Source organism: Acinetobacter nosocomialis NIPH 2119, assembly GCF_000368085.1.
Classification (GTDB): Bacteria; Pseudomonadota; Gammaproteobacteria; order Pseudomonadales; family Moraxellaceae; genus Acinetobacter; species Acinetobacter nosocomialis.
The window spans coordinates 2,472,594-2,492,035 of the sequence record NZ_KB849239.1 but is presented as its reverse complement, the minus strand read 5'-3'; the positions used below and the strand labels follow the sequence as shown (position 1 = coordinate 2,492,035).

18 protein-coding genes are annotated in these 19,442 nt (G+C 39.0%); 15 read left to right on the top strand and 3 right to left on the bottom strand.

Annotated features, from left to right (window positions below):
• The first annotated feature begins 61 nt into the window (after positions 1-61).
• The 14 genes from F984_RS15455 to F984_RS15395 all read left to right on the top strand — a co-directional run bounded on the left by F984_RS15455 (position 62) and on the right by F984_RS15395 (position 15,175).
• Entirely contained in the window at positions 62-289 is a 228-nt protein-coding gene (locus tag F984_RS15455; protein ID WP_004710606.1) for a phage tail assembly protein T, read from the top strand.
• Between the two features lie 63 nt (positions 290-352).
• Positions 353-733 carry a J517_1871 family lipoprotein gene (locus F984_RS15450; RefSeq protein WP_004710605.1) on the top strand — a complete coding sequence of 127 codons (381 nt, stop codon included), beginning with the start codon at positions 353-355 and terminating at the stop codon, positions 731-733.
• A gap of 60 nt (positions 734-793) precedes the next feature.
• Positions 794-4,564 (top strand): tape measure protein, encoded by a 3,771-nt coding sequence (locus F984_RS0104015; protein WP_004710604.1) that lies wholly within the window; start codon positions 794-796, stop codon positions 4,562-4,564.
• A gap of 3 nt (positions 4,565-4,567) precedes the next feature.
• Positions 4,568-4,909: a phage tail protein gene (locus F984_RS15445; RefSeq protein ID WP_004710603.1), complete on the top strand. Its 342-nt coding sequence runs from the start codon at positions 4,568-4,570 to the stop codon at positions 4,907-4,909.
• A gap of 55 nt (positions 4,910-4,964) precedes the next feature.
• Positions 4,965-6,125, top strand: a complete 1,161-nt coding sequence (locus F984_RS15440; protein WP_004710602.1) for a phage tail fiber protein — start codon at positions 4,965-4,967, stop codon at positions 6,123-6,125.
• Positions 6,112-6,906, top strand: coding sequence for a phage minor tail protein L (locus F984_RS15435; protein ID WP_004710601.1), 795 nt, complete (start codon positions 6,112-6,114; stop codon positions 6,904-6,906). The genes F984_RS15440 and F984_RS15435 overlap by 14 nt, the downstream gene beginning before the upstream one ends.
• 6 nt (positions 6,907-6,912) lie before the next feature.
• Positions 6,913-7,704, top strand: a complete 792-nt coding sequence (locus F984_RS15430) for a C40 family peptidase (protein WP_004710600.1) — start codon at positions 6,913-6,915, stop codon at positions 7,702-7,704.
• The gene (locus F984_RS15425; RefSeq protein WP_004710599.1) at positions 7,688-8,344 is read left to right on the top strand and encodes a tail assembly protein; all 657 of its coding nucleotides are present in this window, start codon (positions 7,688-7,690) and stop codon (positions 8,342-8,344) included. The genes F984_RS15430 and F984_RS15425 overlap by 17 nt, the downstream gene beginning before the upstream one ends.
• Positions 8,345-8,399: 55 nt before the next feature.
• The gene (gene gpJ, locus F984_RS15420) at positions 8,400-13,382 is read left to right on the top strand and encodes a TipJ family phage tail tip protein (RefSeq protein ID WP_004710598.1); all 4,983 of its coding nucleotides are present in this window, start codon (positions 8,400-8,402) and stop codon (positions 13,380-13,382) included.
• Positions 13,382-13,561 carry a hypothetical protein gene (locus F984_RS15415; protein ID WP_004710596.1) on the top strand — a complete coding sequence of 60 codons (180 nt, stop codon included), beginning with the start codon at positions 13,382-13,384 and terminating at the stop codon, positions 13,559-13,561. The genes gpJ and F984_RS15415 overlap by 1 nt, the downstream gene beginning before the upstream one ends.
• Before the next feature lie 67 nt (positions 13,562-13,628).
• Positions 13,629-13,862: a hypothetical protein gene (locus tag F984_RS15410; protein WP_004710595.1), complete on the top strand. Its 234-nt coding sequence runs from the start codon at positions 13,629-13,631 to the stop codon at positions 13,860-13,862.
• Positions 13,852-14,400, top strand: a complete 549-nt coding sequence (locus F984_RS15405; protein ID WP_004710594.1) for a glycoside hydrolase family protein — start codon at positions 13,852-13,854, stop codon at positions 14,398-14,400. The genes F984_RS15410 and F984_RS15405 overlap by 11 nt, the downstream gene beginning before the upstream one ends.
• Positions 14,397-14,759 carry a hypothetical protein gene (locus tag F984_RS15400; protein WP_004710593.1) on the top strand — a complete coding sequence of 121 codons (363 nt, stop codon included), beginning with the start codon at positions 14,397-14,399 and terminating at the stop codon, positions 14,757-14,759. Before F984_RS15405 ends, F984_RS15400 begins: the two co-directional genes overlap by 4 nt.
• A gap of 224 nt (positions 14,760-14,983) precedes the next feature.
• Positions 14,984-15,175: a hypothetical protein gene (locus tag F984_RS15395; protein ID WP_025469349.1), complete on the top strand. Its 192-nt coding sequence runs from the start codon at positions 14,984-14,986 to the stop codon at positions 15,173-15,175.
• Between the two features lie 282 nt (positions 15,176-15,457).
• Here F984_RS15395 and F984_RS15390 read toward each other — a convergent pair whose 3' ends face one another.
• The 3 genes from F984_RS15390 to F984_RS15380 all read right to left on the bottom strand — a co-directional run bounded on the left by F984_RS15390 (position 15,458) and on the right by F984_RS15380 (position 18,069).
• On the bottom strand, positions 15,458-16,648 hold the full coding sequence (locus tag F984_RS15390) for an MFS transporter (protein WP_004710591.1): 1,191 nt from the start codon (positions 16,646-16,648) through the stop codon (positions 15,458-15,460).
• Positions 16,649-16,666: 18 nt separating this feature from the next.
• Complete coding sequence (locus F984_RS15385; RefSeq protein ID WP_004710590.1) at positions 16,667-17,074, bottom strand: RidA family protein; 408 nt, start codon at positions 17,072-17,074, stop codon at positions 16,667-16,669.
• A 68-nt stretch (positions 17,075-17,142) separates the two neighbouring features.
• Complete coding sequence (locus tag F984_RS15380; protein WP_004710589.1) at positions 17,143-18,069, bottom strand: DMT family transporter; 927 nt, start codon at positions 18,067-18,069, stop codon at positions 17,143-17,145.
• Positions 18,070-18,307: 238 nt separating this feature from the next.
• Here F984_RS15380 and F984_RS15375 point away from each other — a divergent pair, with 238 nt between their 5' ends.
• The gene (locus tag F984_RS15375) at positions 18,308-19,435 is read left to right on the top strand and encodes a Re/Si-specific NAD(P)(+) transhydrogenase subunit alpha (protein ID WP_004710588.1); all 1,128 of its coding nucleotides are present in this window, start codon (positions 18,308-18,310) and stop codon (positions 19,433-19,435) included.
• The last annotated feature ends 7 nt before the right edge of the window (positions 19,436-19,442 follow it).

Here is a 19,442-nt window from a genome sequence, read left to right as displayed (position 1 = left end):
AAAATTCAGATTTCAATTAGCTCTACGCTTAGGTCGGACTGTCGGCGAATTAGAAAGGACGATGACATATCATGAATATCAATATTGGCAGGCATTTAACATTTTAGAGCCTATTGGAATGCAGCGCGAAAATGTATTCCAGGCGAATATTGCGAAAACAGTTTTTGATGTGAATTGTCCAGATAATGGGTTTGGTTTATCGGACTTTTTATTATTCCAGCCGCATCAAGAACGAACTGTTGAAGATGTGATGGATGATATTAAGGCAAGAATGGCATTGTTTAGTTAGTTATTTGCTTTGGTTGTTTAAAAAAGATTATATTCTGACCTCTTATTAGTAAGGGGTTAGATTGTGAAGAAAATAATTCTGCTACTTAGCTGTACTATGGGATTATATAGTTGTGCTACGACACATGATTATTTTTCTATCGTACCAACTTCATCAAATAATATAAGTGGTTTATGGACTGGTCAATTTAATACATTAGTAGCAACATTAAAGCTAAAATCAGACGGTACTGGAATAATCTGTCAAGATCATCTTGGGAGCGCTAGAGTAATGTCAGTTAAATTATCTAATGATCGATTATATTCACAAGATGGTACATATTGGAAATTAATTCAAATATCTCCACAGGTCATGAAATTGAATTATGCTGTTGGTGGTGGATATACACTACAAAAAGATGACGGTGGAAACTTGGTATCACCAGCATGTAAAGAAAAGATTTAGTTAACTCTAAAAAAAGAACCCTGCATTAGCAGGGTTTTTTTATGTCTATAGGAAAATAAAATGGCAGATGATCTTTTAAAACGTGTTGAAATTTTGCTAGAGGCTAATACTGCAAAATTTGAAACGGGTATGGCGAAGGCTGAGAAGATTGCACAAAACTCTGCCAATACCATGACCAAAGGCTATGATAGCGTTAAAAGTGAGGTTAAACGTACTCAAGCCCAGGTCGATGATTTTTCTAGAACTCTGGAACGCCAAGACCGTCAAATATCAATGATGGCTAAAAGTTATAGCCTTTTAGCTTCATCTGTTAAGTCGGTTGTAGCTGGGGTCTCAATTAATGAAATAATTGGTAAATCAGATGATTATATTTCGCTTAATAACCGCCTAAAATTAGTAACTCAGTCGCAAGCAGAGCTTGCAGAAGCATCTACCTCTACTTTTAATATTGCTCAAAAAACTGGCGCTGCTTGGGATGGTGTTGCAGATATTTATTCTAAATTTTCTGCAAATTCAAAAACTTTAAATATTGATCAAAAAGAAACTGCCCGTTTAACTGAAACAGTAGCAAAAGCAACTGCAATGAGTGGTTCAAGTGCTTCAGCAGCTCAAGACGCATTAACTCAGTTCGGCCAAGCATTGGCAAGTAATAAATTACAGGCTGAAGAGTTCAACTCAATGAACGATAACGCTTCTGGTGTACTTGATGCTATGGCAAGGGGATTAGGTAAAACTCGTGGCGAGCTTCGACAAATGATGCTTCAAGGTGAGTTAACTGGAGATGTTATTGTTAAATCTTTGCTTAAAGCTGGGGATAGTGTTGATCAGTTATACAATAAAACTGATAAAACAGTAGGACAAGCTTTCACTAAATTAAACAATGAATTAACAAAATTTGTTGGTGAAGCATCGAAAAGCTCTGGTGTGTCAGTTGTTTTGGCTGATGGAATTAGTACTCTTGCAGATAACTTAGATAAGACAACAGATGTTCTTATGGTTGGGGCTGCTTTTTATGCCGGAACTTATATACCCTCCATTTACAATTCAGTTGTTGCAGGTTATGCAAAAACAAAGCAGTTAATTGAACAAACTGCTGTTCAAATTACAGCGACTAATATGGAAAAAGCCGCAGCTTTGGCTGATGTCGCAAAAGCTCAAAGTACTCTCACGTTGATTGCTGCTGAAAAGGCTTTAGAAATTGAACGTTTAAAAGCCCAAATTTCCGCACAGGGTCGAATGGCAACTGTCACACGTATGGCTGAGCTTAAAAAGCTGGAGTCTGTGGTAACGAATGAGTTAACTGTTGCTCAGTCAAGATTAAATGCAGTTCAAGGTGCTTCAATAGGGGTTGGGCGAAGTTTATTGGGCATCCTAGGTGGTCCAGTAGGTTTGGGTTTAACCGTTGCTGGGGTGGCCGCATCATATTTACTTTTAAAAGATAGTTCATCAAGTACGGTTGAGTCCCTTGATCTTCAAAAACAATCTGTAGATGAACTTAGAGATAAATATGAAAAATTAAGTGTTGCTCAGAAAAATACAACATTGCATGAACTCAAAAAGCAAGTTGATGAATTAAGAGTTTCTTATACTGTTGCTGGCTCTAACTTAAGTGCTTTTGTAGAAGCAATTCCAATCTCAGACGAAAAAATCGATACCATCCGTAAGCTTTATAATGCTTATAGTAGTGGTGCGTTATCATCTGATGATTTTAATAAATCAATCCAAAAGCTTAATTTTTTAACAGATGACCAGAAGTTAAAAATTAATCAGCTTTCAGTAAGTTATGATCAAAGTAAGGTTGCATATAACAATGCAAAAACGGCTCGTGATGCTTTAGTGGATACTACACCAAAAGCAGTACAAGCTCATAACGGTGAAGCTGAAGCTATTCGACAAAAGAATATTGAGCTTCAAAAAACTAAAGACCTTCAGGCAAGTGCAGCAAAGGAAAACTTAAAGAATCAGTATTTTATTAATACTGTTAAAGCAAGTGGCAGTAATCAGAATGCTTTAGATTATGCAACATTTATGACCAAGTTCCGTGAAGACAATAAAATTCCGTTTTCACAAAATTTGACTGCCGAGCAAAAGAAAATTGCTGATAAGCAATTTGCATTGCAGCAAGAGGTTAAAAACCTTCAAGACAAGATTACTGAATCCGTTAAGGCTCAAACTAAAGAGTATGAAAAACAGCAGAAGTTACTTTCTGTTAATGCAACAGTTCAGGCAGCGGCAAAACAGTATAACTTTGCCAGTCTTGAGCAAAAAGCGGGGTTTCCACTGGGGACTCTGTCAGCCTTAATGATGCAGGAATCAAGAGGAAATCCTAAAGCTTATAATGCGGAGACTGGAGCAGCCGGGGCTTTTCAATTTTTGCCAGCAACTGCAAAGCAGTATGGTGTTCAGGATCGTTACAATGTTCAACAATCTGCTGAAGGGGCCATTAAATATCTTACTTATCTTAGGAAACTTTTTAATGGTGATTTAGAGAAAACAATTCGTTCATATCATGCAGGTGAAGGAAATGTTCAAAAGAATACAAAAATTGGACCAGTTAATGATGAGTATTGGTCTAATTATAAAGCTCGTATTGCATTCTTAAATGGTGCAGGTGGTTCTACATCCAAAGATTTTGAAAAATATCTTCAAGATGAAACTAAAGCTGTCACTAAATCATTAGAGGATCAACAAGCTATTCGAGAGAGTTATTATAATTCTTGGGAAAAGCTTGAAAATGAACATAATGAAAAAGTTCAAAAAGTCCGTACAAATTTCGCGAATGATCCTAAAACTCGTGATTTACTTTTGAAACGTGAAGATGAACGATATGCAAAAGCCATTGAAGAGTGGATGCGTTATGAAGATAACCGTGTAAAAGAGGAGGTTAAGGCCAATCAAGAAATTATTGTTTCAAGACAATTGGCATTTGAGGCTTTAAATGGCCCAGTAGGACAAATTGCTGGCATGGCAGCAAACGCAACTGCTGAGGGAACATTAGCGCCAAAGCGGCTTGCAATGTGGAAACTAGGTACACAACATCAAGATGGTTATTCTCAGTTAGGTGATTTACTAACTCAAAGCCAAAAAGCCACTCTTGATGATCAGACTCTTTCTGATCAAGAGCGCTATAAACAATTAAATGATACTTATCGTAAGTATCTCGAGGCAAAGAAAGCTTTAAGTTTGCAATATGCTAAAGAGGAGCAAGATTTAGTCAAGTCACAGCATTTAGAACAACTTAACCTTTGGGGTAATTTGTTGGGTCAGGCACAAAACACCTGGTCTCAGCTAACCCAATCGGTTAAAGATGCAAATGGTGAACAATCTGCTGCCTATAAAGCTATGTTTGTTATGCAACAAGCATTCTCAATTGCATCCACTCTTGTGGCTGCACATGTTGCGGCGGCTCAGGTTGCTGCTGATGCAACGATACCTTTTTTTGGTGCCAAGATTGCTGCATCTGAAGCAATGCTGGCTATGGGCTATGCGCAAGCAGGTTTGATCGGTGCACAGACAATCGCAGGTATTGCACATGGTGGTTTAGATTATGTCCCTTCTGAATCAACATACTTGTTAGATGAAGGTGAACGTGTTTTATCACCACGTCAAAACCAAGATTTAACCCGGTTTATGGCAAATCAACAATCTGGCGGTTCTGGGGTTAAAGTCACGATCAACAACTATGGGAATGATAAGGTCGAAACCTCCCAAGATGCTGATGGCAACTTAATGGTGACAATTGGAAAAATGGTTGATCAAAGAGTAGATGCTGGTATTGCCAGGAACTTAAGGCAGGGGTATCCATTAGCTAATGCAATTAAAGGTAAATAATTTATGAGTGAACGTTTATTTACATGGGCTGAAAGCTTGGCTGAAAATTCTGGAACCCAAAGTTTTAATACCTTGTCTTCTAAATTTGGCGATGGGTATGAACAAAATATATCAGTAGGAATTAATAACCGAAAGGGTTCGTGGAATTTCACAAGAACTGACTCAGAAAGCTTAATAACTGAAATTAAGAAATTTTTAGATGATCATAAGGGTGCTGATTCCTTTTATTGGCAATCGCCAAAGGATGGTCTCATCCGTGTGAAAGCTGGAGACTATCAGTTAGTTGATCGTGGTTCAGGCACCTGGAAGATTTCCACAACATTTACCCAAGTCTTTTACCCTTAATTTTAAATCTCTTCAAAGCCCCTTTTTTAGGGGCTTTTTTTATGCGAGTAAGAAAATGACAATTCAAACAGTTAATCTTGGTTCAGCTCCGACTGGCGCAGGCGGTGATACATTCCGTTCAACTGGCGCAAAAATGAATGAAAACTTTACAAATAATACCCATGCAGCTAGTCGTTTGGTTGGTACTCAAGCTGGAAATGTAATGGAAGTCGGTGCTTTTGGCTTTGGTTACATGGGTTCATCACATTTAAATGTAAATACTTTAAGTGATGTCAAAAATATTGTTCAAAACCAATCTAGAATTTTCAGAGCAGATAGTGGCAATGTTTTCCAGCTTTACGCTCCTACGCTTTACATGAAGACTCAAGATACGAATGTGGCAATATCTTTTGGTCCATTCAGTGGTGATGTAAAAGCTGCTGGTTGGACAGATGGTTCAACCGATTTTACAGCTAAATATTTTTTCCGAACTTCATCAAATACAACAGTTGATGCTAATGGATTTTTAAAGAATGCATCACCAGTTGTTAAATTGTTTGCAGATAAAATTGAACCCAATGAAGAAGCTGCTGAACAGCCACTTTCCTTTGAGAAACTAGATGTTGGTCATTACCTTGTTAAAGGGTCTTCAGGATTTGCGAAAGAAGGCTGGTGGATTGAAATTCCAACCGATACTCACGGTAATAAGATTTGTGCAGTTGAATATCAAACTTTAGAGAATGGTGATCTTGAAATTAAAACCTTCAAGAAAAAGCTAAATGAAGAGGGTGACATTGTTGCCAATCTTGATGCACCAATCGATATTCCAAACAATGCAAATGGTGAGCCGCGCTGGATCGATATTCGTTTAAATACAGTTAAACGAAAAATTATTAGAAAGGTGCCACGCACTGAAAAACAACCGCGTATGGTTCAGCAAATCAAATATTCAATGCAGCCTACCTTTATGACCCGCTTAACTGAACTTATTGATGATGAAGGTAAAGTTGTCATGGTAGATGGAAAACCTTTCCAGAAAAAAGAAACTTATCTGGTCACAGACTCTTCAGGAATGGCAACTCTCACAAAACAGCCTGTAATTAATGAAAATGGTGAACCAGTACTTGAATGGGTACAAGCAGTTGATAGCGAAGGTAATCCTGTCTTTGACGATGTTCAAGTTAAAGATAAAGATGGAAATCCAATTTTTGATGAGGTAATCCATGAGTCTGAATAGTGATTTTCAGAAATTATATGTTGATGGCCTTATTCATCTATTTGAACTAGATGCCAGTAGCTTAGGTGCTGGCATTTTACGTTTCCATGGTCATATATCTTTTCAAGACTGGCAAAAAATTTATACGTCAATTGGTTCCGAAGGTTTAATTGGTGCCGATTCTGGCAGCATTGGAAAGATATTCGATGTTGGTGACCAGAAGGTATGGAACCGAAATATTATCTGGCAAGGTCAAGTTTTTGAACCGATGGCACTTGAGGTGTCTGGTCTTGAAATGCGAAGTGATGGTAAAGCTTCTGCACCTACATTGACGATGGCAAATAATATTAATGGCATTCAGCATGCTTTATCTGCTTATTGTCTTCAATTTAAGGACTTTGCAGGGGCTAAACTAAAAGTTATTACTACTTTGGCCAAATATCTTGATGCTGAAAATTTTAGTACAGGTAATGCTTCAGCTTCAAATGAGGCTAAGCAACAAATTTGGTTTATTGAACAGAAGACATCGGAAAATGCGCAACAAGTTACTTTTGAACTATCGAACCCAATTGATTTTGAAGGTTTAAAAATCCCTGTTCGTCAAATTACTTCTTATTGTGGTTGGGAGTATCGCGGGGAAGAGTGTGGTTACACAGGCGCAGCAATGTTTACTGAAAAAGATGAGCCAACAGATAACCCGGCATTAGATCGTTGCTCTTACAGAATGTCAGGTTGTGAATGCCGATTCGGTAAGAATAAGCCATTGCCCTTCGGTGGTTTTCCAGCATCTAGTATGGTATGACGAAATATGGAACTTACAGCAAAACTTAAAAAAGCAATCATGGCCCATGCTGAAAAAGCTTATCCGGAAGAATGCTGTGGATTAATAGTCGACGGTAAGTATATTCAATGCAAAAATATTGCACCAACAATTTATGATCAAAACGGCAATATTAAGCAAGATAAAACTACCAATTTTGAAATTGATCCTAATAATCTAATTTCTGCAGAAAGTCAGGGAGAAATCCAAGCATATGTCCATTCTCATCCAGATGGCACTGCCAGAGCCACTGACTTGGACCGTGTTCAAATAGAACTGCATAAAAAACCATGGGTCATTTGTTCATATCCGGATCTTGATTTTCAAGTCTACGAGCCTTGTGGCTATCGCGCCCCTTTAGTGGGGCGTAATTATTTTCATGGCTGGCAAGATTGCTATGCGCTAGTACGTGATTTTTATAGTCGTGAATTGGGCATAGAGCTTATGGATTTTAAACGTGATGATGCATGGTGGGAAGATAAAAACCATCCATCACTTTACTTTGAAAATTATGAAAAAGCGGGCTTCTATGAGGTCGATACACCACAATATGGCGATATGCTTGTTTGTCGTGTTGGGCGTACTGAACATCCTAATCATGCGGTTGTTTGGCTTGGTGATAATGGACAGCTTAAAACGGAACAAACTGAGCAATGTATAGGTTCAAGTTTAATACTTCATCATCCGTATAACAGAAAATCAGTACGAGAAATTTACGGTCAGCAGTGGCGTGAACGTACTGTAAAAATTTTGAGGCATAGAGATGTTAAAAACAATTAGGTTATACGGCATCTTGGGTCAAAAGTTCGGTCGTGAATTTAAGCTCGATGTCGCAAATACACGTGAAGCCATGCGTGCATTATCCGTGCAGATTATTGGTTTTGAACACTTCATGACACATGCCCATGAACAAGGTTTAGCTTTTGCAATTTTTCTTAAAGGCAAAGGCTCAAGCAATAAACGCGGCAAGAAACGTCCAGCAATTTACGACCATGAATCCAAGCGTCTAATCACTGGCGATAACATCGGCGCAGATCAGCTTGATTTAAATACTGAAGCTGACACTATTCATATTGTCCCGCGCATTATGGGTGCGGGTGGTAATAATGGGGTTTTGCAAGTTGTACTTGGCATTGTGATGATGGTAGTTGGATATTTCACATTCGGTGCCACATCGACTGTAGGTGCAGCTTTAATTGCTTCTGGTTTCGGTATGACGGTTGGGGGTGTGGCATCTATGCTCATGCCAAAAATTGATACGATACAAAATCAAAATCAGGATGGAAATAGAGCAAACAAGGGTTTTGGTAGTGCGGTTACAACAGCCGCTCAAGGTTATCCTGTGCCAATCCTTTATGGCCGTAGAGAAGTGGGTGGTTTTGTTCTGAGCGCTGGTCAATATCCAGAAGATCAGATGTAATTTTTATGTTAGTTATAGGCGCTTTGAGCGCCTTTTTTATTGCGTGAGATTTGATATGGCGATGGTAAAAGGCGCAAAAAAGGGAAATCAGCAACCTAGACAGCCTGTTGTGGCACCGGATTCAGCGCAATCAAAAACCTATATTAAAGAATTGATTGGCTTATCTGAAGGTGAAGTAGAGGGATTAGCAAATGGGTATCAGTCAATTCTTTTAGATGAAACTCCATTACAAGATGAGAATGGAGGTAAAAACTTTGAAAATGTTACTGTTAATTTTCGATCAGGCACGAATGACCAAGAATATATTGAAGGTTTCCCAGCAGTAGAAAATGAAATACCAATTGATGTGGAGCTAAAATCATCAACGCCATGGGTACGTTCATTTAATAATCTTGACCTTGATGCAATTCGGTTGAGATTACGCTGGGGACCACTACGTACTCAAAACCCAACAAATGGTGATGTTACCGGCTTTACGATTGAATATGCCGTTGATCTTCAAACTGATGGTGGTGCTTGGGCTGAAGTGTTAAGAGCAAAAATCTCTGATAAAACCTCTATCAATTATGAGCGTGATCACCGAATTGATTTACCAGTTTCAACCTCTGGTTGGCTTATCCGTGTTCGCCGAATTACACCTAATTCATCTTCTGAATATATCAGCGATAAAATGTATGTTGCTGCTGCTATTGAGGTGATAGATGCAAAATTACGTTATCCAAATACTGCATTAGTTTCTTTGCAATACGATGCCGAAACATTTGGCGGATCAGTCGCAAAATTAGCTGTTGATTTAAAAGGCGTAAAAATTAAAGTACCTACTAACTATAATGCCGATACACGTGAATATATCGGGTTTTGGGATGGTACTTTTAAACGCGCATATTCGAACAACCCGGCTTGGATATATTACGATCTCTGTACTTCAAAGCGATATGGTATTGGTGAACGTATTAATGAATCAATGCTAGATAAATGGTCTTTATATCGTTTAGCTCAATATTGTGATGAATTAGTTCCAGATGGTTTGGGTGGACAAGAACCACGTTTTACTTGCAATGTTTATCTTCAAAGTGCTGAGGATGCTTATAGCATTCTAAGTAAACTTGCAGGTGTGTTTAGAGCTATTTCTTATTGGGATGGCGATAATATTGTTTGTGATGCTGATATTCCACAAGACACGCTTTTTACTTATACGCGTGCAAATATTATAGGAGAACCAGAGTATAACGGTACTCGCGCACGTGATCGTCATAACGCTGTAAAAGTCGCATGGGATAACCCGGCTAATCACTACAAAACAGAGTATGAATTTGTTCGAGATGAAAAATCTATTGCTGAAATGCGGCAAGTTCGTTTGCTTGATCTTAATGCCTGGGGATGTACTTCACGAGGGCAAGCTCAAAGGGCTGGACATTGGGCGTTAAAGTCTGAACAACTTGAAACACGTATTGTGACATTTAAGGTGGGTTTAGATGGATATATTCCATCACCTGGTAAAGTAATTGAACTTGCTGATAGCCTTTTTGCTGGCCGTGCAAACGGTGGACGTATTTCATCGGTTTCACTAGATCGTAAAAGCGTAACATTAGATCGTGATGATGTTGTTGCTGTTGCTGGGGATCGTCTTGTAATCAATGGTGAAAATGGTAAGGCCCAAACACGTATCATTCAGTCAATTTTAGGACGGGTTGTCACTGTTAATTTAGCTTTTGATGAAAACTCTATTGCTGCTCAAAATGTTTGGGTTATTGATGCTCAGGACCTGGCAACACTTAAATTTAGAGTTTTGTCTGTAGTTCAAGATGAAGACCACCAGTTCACGATTACAGCGGTAGAGTACAACCAGAATAAGTTTGATGCGATTGATAAAGGTGCTCATTACATTGATGTACCAATCTCAATTGTTAATCCCAATATTCAAGAACCAGTTTCAAATATTGTTATTACAAGCGAAGATCGGGTAGATCAAGGCATTAATGTTGCCACTATGGTTGTGTCTTGGACACAAGCAAAAGGGGCAGTTAAGTATCAAGTTGAATGGCGCAAGGATGATGGGAGTTGGATTAAATTACCAATTACCGGTAATAATTCAATTGAGGTTCCGGGTATTTATGCTGGTAACTATCAAGCAAAAGTTACAGCTATTAATGTCTCTGATATTTCATCATTGCCAGCATATTCAACACTTACAAAGTTAGTTGGCAAGCAAGGTTTACCGCCTGCTTTAGCATTCATTCAAGCAACAGGTATTTTGTTTGGTATGCGGCTAAATTGGGGATTCCCGTCAACTGGTGCGCTTGATACTGCTTATACAGAAATACAAGTTTCGCCAGATGGTAAAAGCAATATTGCGCAATTAGGCTTATTTGCTTATCCAACAACAACACACACTTTACAAGGGTTACAACCAAATTTAACTCAATACTACCGTGGCCGTTTGATTGATCGGATCGGTAATATTGGCCCTTGGTCTGACTGGACTCATGCAACAACTTCTGCTGATGCATCTGAAATTTTAGAAATTTTGGAAGGTAAAATTTCTGAAACTGAGCTTAGCCAAGACTTACAAACTAAGATCGATCATATTGAAAATATTGATGCTCAAATTCCGGGTATTATTCAAGATATTAAAAATACGAAAGATCAGATTGCGCAAGAAATTAGGGACAGACAAGCGGAGGTAAAAGCTACACAAGACCAAATTTCGCAAGAAGTCACTGATCGCCAAAACGCAATTCAACAAGCCAAAGATGGTTTATCTCAACAAATTATTGATGGTGATGAAAGTGTTCTTGAAGTTGTCGAAACGGTCAAGAAATCAAGTGAAGATGGTATTGCAGCAGTTCAGCAAGACATTAAAGTTGTTGCGAATGATCTTTCACTTGTAGCAGAAAAAACGGACGGTGTTTATGCACAGTTAAATCCGCCATTGATAGGCTCTGAATCAGATTTGATCGGTAATGATCAAGGCTTTGCAGGCACATGGTCTGTTCAATCAGCAATAATTGAAGGTGATCTTGCACTAAGTAAACGCATTGATACGACAGTTGTTGAAGTTGATGATTTACGTGCTTATGCGCGACAAGAGGTCGAAGCACGAATTGAGGGTGATAAAGTAACAGTTCAAAAGATTGATACTTATATTGCTAGTAATGATACTGCTTTAGCCACTGTGCGTGAATCAGCAAAAACAGCAGTTGAACAGTCAGCAGCGAATGCCGAGTCAATTAAATCAATTAATATTGCTTTAGAAGACACGGTAAGTACCGGTGCGCTTGAGCAAGTTAAATCTGACGTAAAGGAAGTTGATAAGAAAATCATTGCTCAAACAACCAGAATTGATGGTGTTTACGCTCAACTCAATCCGCCTTTGATTGGATCAGATTCTGATCTTATTGGCAACGATGGTGGATATGCTGGCGTTTGGTCTGAACAGTCTGCACGTATTGAAGGTGATCTTGTAGTAAGTAAGCGAGTTGATTCGACCAATGCAGAATTGGGTAATTTACAAGCTTATGCGCGACAAGAGGTCGAAGCACGAATTGAAGGCGACAAGGCAACAATTCAAAAGATTGATGCTTACATTGCTAGTAATGACAATGCTCTTGCAGTTGTTCGTGATACAGCAAAAATTGGTGTTGATCAATCGTCAGCAAATATTGAAGCTATCAAAAACATCAATATCGAGTTGAAAGACAAAGCAACTACTGGTGACATTACTCAAGTTAAGTCGGATATTAAGGAGGTTGATAAAAAGGTTACTGCTCAAACAATCAGACTTGATGGCGTCTATGCGCAAATTAACCCGCCACTAATTGGCTCGGAATCGGACTTAGTAGGTAATGAGGGAGGTTATGCAGGTGTCTGGTCAGAACAGTCAGCACGAATTGAAAGTGATCTTGCTCAAGCAATCCGTACAGACACAGTGCAAACAGATTTGAATGGCAATAAAGCTGCTGTTCAAGAAGTTACTAAATCAGTCAACGGGCTGTATGCAGAAAAGTTTATTAAGTTCGATGTGAACGGAAAGCTAGCTGGATGGGGGGGTGCCAATAATGGCGTAGAGTCACAGTTTATTTTTAACTTTGATTCTATTGCAATCGGTAACGGTAGCAATGGTGCTGTTTCATATCCTTTTAACTTCCGTTCTACCTCATACACTGACCCAGTGACTGGCACTGTTTTTCCAATTGGAGCCTATCTGAAGGCCGCCTTTATAGATTACCAATCCGTTGATACTTCTCATATTAAAGATTTAGCAGTGCAGCGCGGTAAAATTGCTGAATTGGCTGTAGGAAGTGCTCAGATTGATAATCTTGCGGTGACTAAAGGTAAAATTGATGCTCTTGCAGTTGATACCCTAAATATTGCTGACAATGCCGTAACTGTTCCGGTATCTGCATTTGCTGAAACTTCAATTGGTGTCGATACTGATTATATGACTATTCAGACGTTAAACGTGCCTTCTGATATGGGGCATACAGTTTTAACTTTTGGCGCTGTATTCAGCTTCTTAGGTTACGATTCAAAACAGCAAGTTTATTGTCGAGTACTTAAAAATGATCAAGTCGTTTTTGAGGATCTGGAAGTTCACTTTATTGAGCATAACTCAGTTGCTTTAATCACTGATGCAAACGGTTCGCATAACCATAATGGCTCTACTGTTAACGTCAGTGGTACAACGGGACAAGATGGCTCACATAGTCATAGTTACAATGTGAACGGCACAACAGGTTCAACTAATGCCGGAGGTACTTACCATAACCACAGCTTTAGTGCCAGTGGATCTACAGGCAATGTCGGCGGACATAGTCATAGCTTTAGTGCTAGCGGTAATATAACTATGTCGGAAGGTGGTGCGCATACCCACAAGATAACCGTGCAAGGTACTTCACGAAGTGCCGGAACACTTAATATTTCGAGACATGATTCAACAGGGATTTTTGGCACATATAAGCTACAGCTTAGAGTGGTCGCTGGTGGTTCTATGAATGTGTCACAACGTTATATTCATGCAATGACGATGAGGAAGTAATGGCATATTTTGCAGTTTATGAAGTTGAAACAGGTGAAATACAGAATTTAATTGAGTGCCCTGAATTTCTAGCTGAAACAATTCATCTAGAAGAGGGGCAACAATTTTTAGAAGTAGATCACCATGTATCAGCAAATAAATATTTGATCAAAAATGATGAGTTAGTCTTAAAGGATTAATTCAAAAAAATTATTTAAAGCACCCAATCGGGTGCTTTTTTTATTGCCAGTTTCTGGAGAAATGGGTATGGCAGAACCAGCAACATCAACAAGCACAGCAACTTTAGGTTTAGCAACAAACATAGCAGGGGGTGGAATGGTTTTAGTAGGCGGACTTTCAACTACTGAATGGATGGCTGTGCTAGGTGGCGTTTGTGCAGTGGTAGGTCTAATTATTCAGGCTGTAGCTGCATACCGCAAAGATAAACGAGATGAAGAGCTACACGATAAACGAATGCATGAGAAAGATTATGACGAGTAAAACTAAACTATTAGTGATTGGTTCAACTCTAACCGCCTCGATGGGCGGTTTTTTTATTTTTGGACCTAGTGATCAGCAAGTACAGGCTACGGCCGCAAAAGAAGGTTACACACCTAAACCGATTATACCTGTGAAGGGTGACCGTCCGACTATTGGCAATGGCACCACATTCTACCCGGATGGCCGTGCTGTAACGATGAATGACCCAGCTATTAGTCGAAAGCAGGCCTTTGAGTATCTGAAATTTACAATGAATAAAGATGCACAACCTTTCAATAAAACATTGCTAAATATTCCTATTTCACAAGCTGAATATGACCTTTATCTCGATTTTACATATCAATATGGAATTGGTGCCTGGTCAGGTTCATCCATGCTGAAAAATCTAAAAATTGGAAAATATAAAGCTGCTTGTGAATCATTATTGAAATGGAAATACGTTGCAAAGCGTGATTGTTCAATCCGTTCCAATGGTTGTTATGGGGTTTGGGTTCGCCAGGAAGAGCGCTATCAAAAATGCATGGGGGCTAATTCATGACTTGGATTTTATTAAATAAACGTTGGTCTTTAATTATCCTTTTGTCAGTCCTTTACGTTTTCCAAATTGGTTACACCAATCATTTAGCAGGAAAGTTAAAACAAGCTGATCAGCAATGCATGGCGCAAATACAAGATATCGAGCGTAAGCAGGTAAAAGCGCTTGCAGAAGCACAAAACCAAATTAATCAAGTGAGCGCAGACTATGAAAAATATAAGTCAGAACAACGCACAAAAGTCGAGTATGTTGAGCGTGAAGTGCAAAAGATCGTTGAACGTCCTGCTTATAAGTATGCTTGTGTTGACGCTGATGGCGTGCAGCAAATCAACGATCTTATCAAAGCCGGCAATACCAGCTAACTTAATGCAACCATGCCCTAATTTGAATGAATTAGCAGGCACAACGGGCAAAGACTGGATGCTTTGGTCTGTTGATACAGTTGCAAAATATAATGATTGCAAAGCCCGTCATGGTGGAGTTATAAAAGCTCTCAGGTGAGGGCTTTTATAAATTTGCGCATAAATCTGCTCGAAAAACAAAGCTATTGCAAATTTTGCGCAAAAATATTCACATTGGTGGTCTTATGCAAATCATGATTATGCTTTTTGAATGTGGTCGAGCGGAGAGTACTTGTAATTTACCAGCCGATATTGATAAGAAAGGTAAAGTTTTAAAAATCTATGATTATAAAATGAATGAATTGATGATTAATTTAGACGGTACTGTCACGTACAACAATAAACGTTGGACCTTTGAAAAACAACAATCTATTTAAAAATTGTGCAACCATATTGCAACCACTTAATTTATGAAATTGTATAAATGTTTGTTTTTAATGTTTTATTTTAAAAAAAATATTCAATCCATCATTGGGGCAACTGAAATACGAGGTTGTAACGATTGAAGTGATTGCATAATCAATAGACCCAAAAGTCGCTAAATTAAAGAAAGGGCAGCATTATACGGGGTTTAGCTCTGAATCGACAGAGACATTTAATCGCGTAATTTATAACCGCCCTTATGATGAATGTAGAAAGATGATTTTTAACAAATTACCTTATGAGTGAGCCAACTGCTTTTTTTGTAAGAAGGCATCAATCACACTAAATAAAATACAAAACAGAACGAGTCCAACCCCTGCAAGGCAAGTCATGGCCCATCCACCATGATTCCAAGCAAAAATTCCTAATGCCGAACCAGCTGCGCCACCAATAAAGTAAGTGGTCATATAGATGGCATTAATGCGGGACTTAGCATCTGGACGTAGACGGAAAATAATACTTTGGTTACTGGTGTGAACGAGCGCAAGTGCTAATTGAATTAACGCAAACCCAATGACATATGTAGAAAGTAGAGTTTGTCCAAAATAGAAACAAACCCAACTGACTAAGAATAGTCCACAGCCCATCCAAGTAAGTAATTTTGTGTAGCCTTGGTCGGCGTATTTACCAATATAGCGGGTTGATAATGCACCAAAAATACCAACTAGAGGAACGAGTCCGATAAACAGGTCTGGTAAATGGTGTGCTGAGGTCAGTAGTAAGGCGATAGTGGAATATAAAGTACTTACTGCTGCAAAGGCGAAAGCACCTGTAAGCGCTCTTAGTAATAGTCGCTTTTCCTGCTTTAAAAGCTGAGCCATGGAAACAAAAATTTGCCCATAATTCATTTTCATACGCAAGACGTAAGGTAGACGACTTTTTAAAGTAAATGCCAGTAATAGCATTAATACGCCGCTTACCACATAAACGACTTTCCAGTGGAAAAGATTGGAAAATAAACCGGCCAGACTGGTAGAGAGTAAAATCCCGACCAATAAGCCACTCATTAAAAAACCAATAATCTCGCCTGTTTTTTCAGGTTTGACTGTCATAGTAGCTAATGGAATTAATACTTGAGCTGCAACAGAAAATAAGCCCGCTAAAATTGTACCAATCCAGAGCATAGGTAAGTTAACAGCAAAGGCAGAAGTAAATAGACCAACTGCGCAAAGCACCATCAAAAACGGAATAGCTTTGGCTTTATTGACGATGTCACCCATCGGAACAATAAAGAGTAGACCAAGGGCATAAGACACCTGAGCAAATGTCACTGTTAAAGCGGCTTGTGCTTGAGTTACAGCAAACTCTTGCTGAATAGAGTGAATTAGAGGCTGACAGTAATAATTCACACCTGCACATAAGCCACATGCTGCTGCCATCAACCAAAGCAAAGGTTTATTTTGACTGATATCTTCAGGGGTAGACATGATATTCTCTCGGTTTTATTAGGTGTATGCTGTTGCTTCAACTTCAATGAGCATGCGCTCTAATGCAAGGCGTGGTACAGGAATGAGCGTACAGGCTGGAAATGGATGATTTTTCCATAGATTTTGCATGATTTTAATTAAAATTTGGTGTTTTTCATCTGAGTGGTCAACAATTAAAATCCTTAAAACAGCAATATCTGAGATTTTTGCTTCTGCTGCTGTTAATGCATTTTGAATGTTATTAAAAACTTGAGTGGTTTGTTCTTCAAAATTTGGGCTTAATTCCCCTTTCGAATCTTCACCGCCTTGTCCTGCAATATGAATAATATTTTTAAAATTTTGGACTACAGCAATATGGCTATAAGCATTTGGCGTTGGGTTATATAAAGTAGAGGGATTTATGATTCTAAAAGTTTCTTTATTCATTGGAACTCAACCTTTCAGTAAAATTTAGATGAGTATCCAACCTCAACTTAAGTTGAGGTCAAGAGAATTTAATGTTTTAGTCTTTTCTTTCTAAGCGTAATCATCATTACCCCTACAATATTGAGTAGGCAACCGACCCATTGCCACATATTAAGATGTTCATTTAAGAAAACAACGGCAAGTAAAATCGTTAAAACTGGTCCGATTGAAGCGATCATTGCAGATTGTGATGCACCAAGACGTTCAATACTTTGTATGAGCATAACGGTGGGTAAGACAGTGACTAAAAAGCCTAAGCCGACTCCATACCAAATTACATTTGAGGGGAGCTGTAATATTAGTTGAATAGGGTGAGGAGTACTTAGTGTGTAATGTGTTAATGCCCCAATACAGGCCACAGTTAACGCTAAACCTGTGAAATTCCAAGAACCAAATTTTTTAATTAATGGTGGGGTTAACAGTAAATAACCGGCAAATGCTACAGCACTTGCAAATACAAAACTTGTTCCTAGCCAGAAATTGCCCTGAATTGGTGCGTTGTTGTGTTCTTGGAGCATCACTAGCACGGTTCCACCATAACTAAGAAAAATGGCGATTAAACTTTTTATATCTAATTTTTGTTTGTAGAGCAGGCTTGATGCAATCACGGTAAGTGTTGGATATAAAAATAAGATAATTCGCTCTAAAGAAGCACTAATAAACATAAGGCCCATGAAATCAAGCCAGCTGGCAAAGTAGTAGCCTAATAGACCGGCAAAAATTAAAATTAGCCAATCCTTCTTTTTTATGCCCTGATTATGATGCCTATTGAACCAGCAAATTAATAGAAAGAACGGTAGGGCGCTTAGCATACGTAAAGCCATCAGGACTGTACCGTCTACTAATGGAGAAAGGGCATAAGTTTGTTTAATAAAGATTGCTTTTGTGCTGAATAGAAAAGCAGAACAAAGCGCGAAAAAAGACCCAATTTGAAACGAAGATAAAGAAATTTTCATATACAGGACTGTATAAGAGAGACTATTGTCTGCAAAAAAAGAAAAATCTTCCTATATTACACCTCAAGTCAAATATCGTGAATCATCAGTTCAAAATATGGGTATTTATTAAATAAATAGTGGGTGGTATTTTCAAAAAGTTCAATTAGAATCCAAATTCTGTACAAAGAATACACATGGGGGAAACATTGCGGGTTGCAATGTTTTTGACAATGAGAAATTAGCTTGAGGAACGCTCATGCAGATCGGAATCCCAACCGAAACTGTCGTCGGTGAAAATCGTGTAGCTGCTACGCCAGAGACAGTAAAGAAGTTGATTAGCGCTGGTCATAGCGTTGTGATTGAACGTGGTGCTGGTGTAAAGGCTGCGTACATTGACAGTGCTTATGAACAGGTCGGTGCAACCATTACGGATGATGCCTATACGGGTAGTCAAATTATTTTGAAAGTTCGTGCGCCACAAGGCGGGGAAATTCAAAAACTTGCAGCAAATACAGCTGTTGTAGCAATGTTTGATCCTTATCGTAATACCGAGCTAGATCAGTTTGCGAATCAGCAAGTGTCTGCTTTTGCTCTGGAATTGCTTCCTCGTACGCTTTCTCGTGCACAAAACATGGATGTGTTGTCTTCTCAGGCAAACTTGGCTGGTTATAAATCAGTTTTGCTTGCAGCTGCCGAATATCAACGCATGTTCCCAATGCTGATGACTGCTGCTGGTACTGTAAAGCCAGCACGTGTTGTGATTATGGGTGTTGGGGTTGCGGGCCTTCAAGCGATTGCTACAGCAAAACGTTTGGGTGCCATTGTTGAAGCAACAGATTTACGTCCAACAGCTAAAGATCAAGTTGAGTCTTTAGGTGGTAAGTGGTTAGACGTACCAATGTCTGAAGAAGAACAGCAACGTGCAGCAGACGCAGCAAAAAATGGTTATGGCTGGATGCCGGGTGAGCAATACATCAAAGACCAAGCTGCAATTGTGGATAAAGCTGTGTCGAATGCCGATATCGTGATTACAACAGCATTGTTGCCGGGTCGTGATGCGCCGCGTCTGATTAAAGCTGAAACTGTTGCCAAAATGAAGCCGGGCTCTGTCATTTTAGATATGGCAGTTGAAACGGGTGGTAACGTTGAAGGTTCTAAAGTTGGCGAAACTGTTGTGACTGAAAATGGCGTGAAAATTTTGGGTATTCCAAATATTCCAGCCACCGTTGCGACAGAAGCTTCTGCATTATATGCACGTAACGTTTTCAATTTCGTAGAGACTTTATTCGACAAAGAGAAAAACTTTGCGATTAATCAAGAAGACGAAATCCAAAAAGCCCTATTGGTCACTCATGGCGGTCAAGTGCTGCTTAAGCGTGGTTAAGGAGATT

Coding starts and splice junctions, on each gene's coding strand:
- F984_RS15395 (WP_025469349.1), top strand. CDS start 14,984: ATGCAAATCATGATTATGCTTTTTGAATGTGGTCGAGCGGAGAGTACT.
- F984_RS0104015 (WP_004710604.1), top strand. CDS start 794: ATGGCAGATGATCTTTTAAAACGTGTTGAAATTTTGCTAGAGGCTAAT.
- F984_RS15380 (WP_004710589.1), bottom strand. CDS start 18,069: ATGAAAATTTCTTTATCTTCGTTTCAAATTGGGTCTTTTTTCGCGCTT.
- F984_RS15405 (WP_004710594.1), top strand. CDS start 13,852: ATGACGAGTAAAACTAAACTATTAGTGATTGGTTCAACTCTAACCGCC.
- F984_RS15425 (WP_004710599.1), top strand. CDS start 7,688: ATGTTAAAAACAATTAGGTTATACGGCATCTTGGGTCAAAAGTTCGGT.
- F984_RS15455 (WP_004710606.1), top strand. CDS start 62: ATGACATATCATGAATATCAATATTGGCAGGCATTTAACATTTTAGAG.
- F984_RS15415 (WP_004710596.1), top strand. CDS start 13,382: ATGGCATATTTTGCAGTTTATGAAGTTGAAACAGGTGAAATACAGAAT.
- F984_RS15410 (WP_004710595.1), top strand. CDS start 13,629: ATGGCAGAACCAGCAACATCAACAAGCACAGCAACTTTAGGTTTAGCA.
- F984_RS15435 (WP_004710601.1), top strand. CDS start 6,112: ATGAGTCTGAATAGTGATTTTCAGAAATTATATGTTGATGGCCTTATT.
- F984_RS15440 (WP_004710602.1), top strand. CDS start 4,965: ATGACAATTCAAACAGTTAATCTTGGTTCAGCTCCGACTGGCGCAGGC.
- F984_RS15375 (WP_004710588.1), top strand. CDS start 18,308: ATGCAGATCGGAATCCCAACCGAAACTGTCGTCGGTGAAAATCGTGTA.
- F984_RS15400 (WP_004710593.1), top strand. CDS start 14,397: ATGACTTGGATTTTATTAAATAAACGTTGGTCTTTAATTATCCTTTTG.
- F984_RS15430 (WP_004710600.1), top strand. CDS start 6,913: ATGGAACTTACAGCAAAACTTAAAAAAGCAATCATGGCCCATGCTGAA.
- gpJ (WP_004710598.1), top strand. CDS start 8,400: ATGGCGATGGTAAAAGGCGCAAAAAAGGGAAATCAGCAACCTAGACAG.
- F984_RS15385 (WP_004710590.1), bottom strand. CDS start 17,074: ATGAATAAAGAAACTTTTAGAATCATAAATCCCTCTACTTTATATAAC.
- F984_RS15445 (WP_004710603.1), top strand. CDS start 4,568: ATGAGTGAACGTTTATTTACATGGGCTGAAAGCTTGGCTGAAAATTCT.
- F984_RS15390 (WP_004710591.1), bottom strand. CDS start 16,648: ATGTCTACCCCTGAAGATATCAGTCAAAATAAACCTTTGCTTTGGTTG.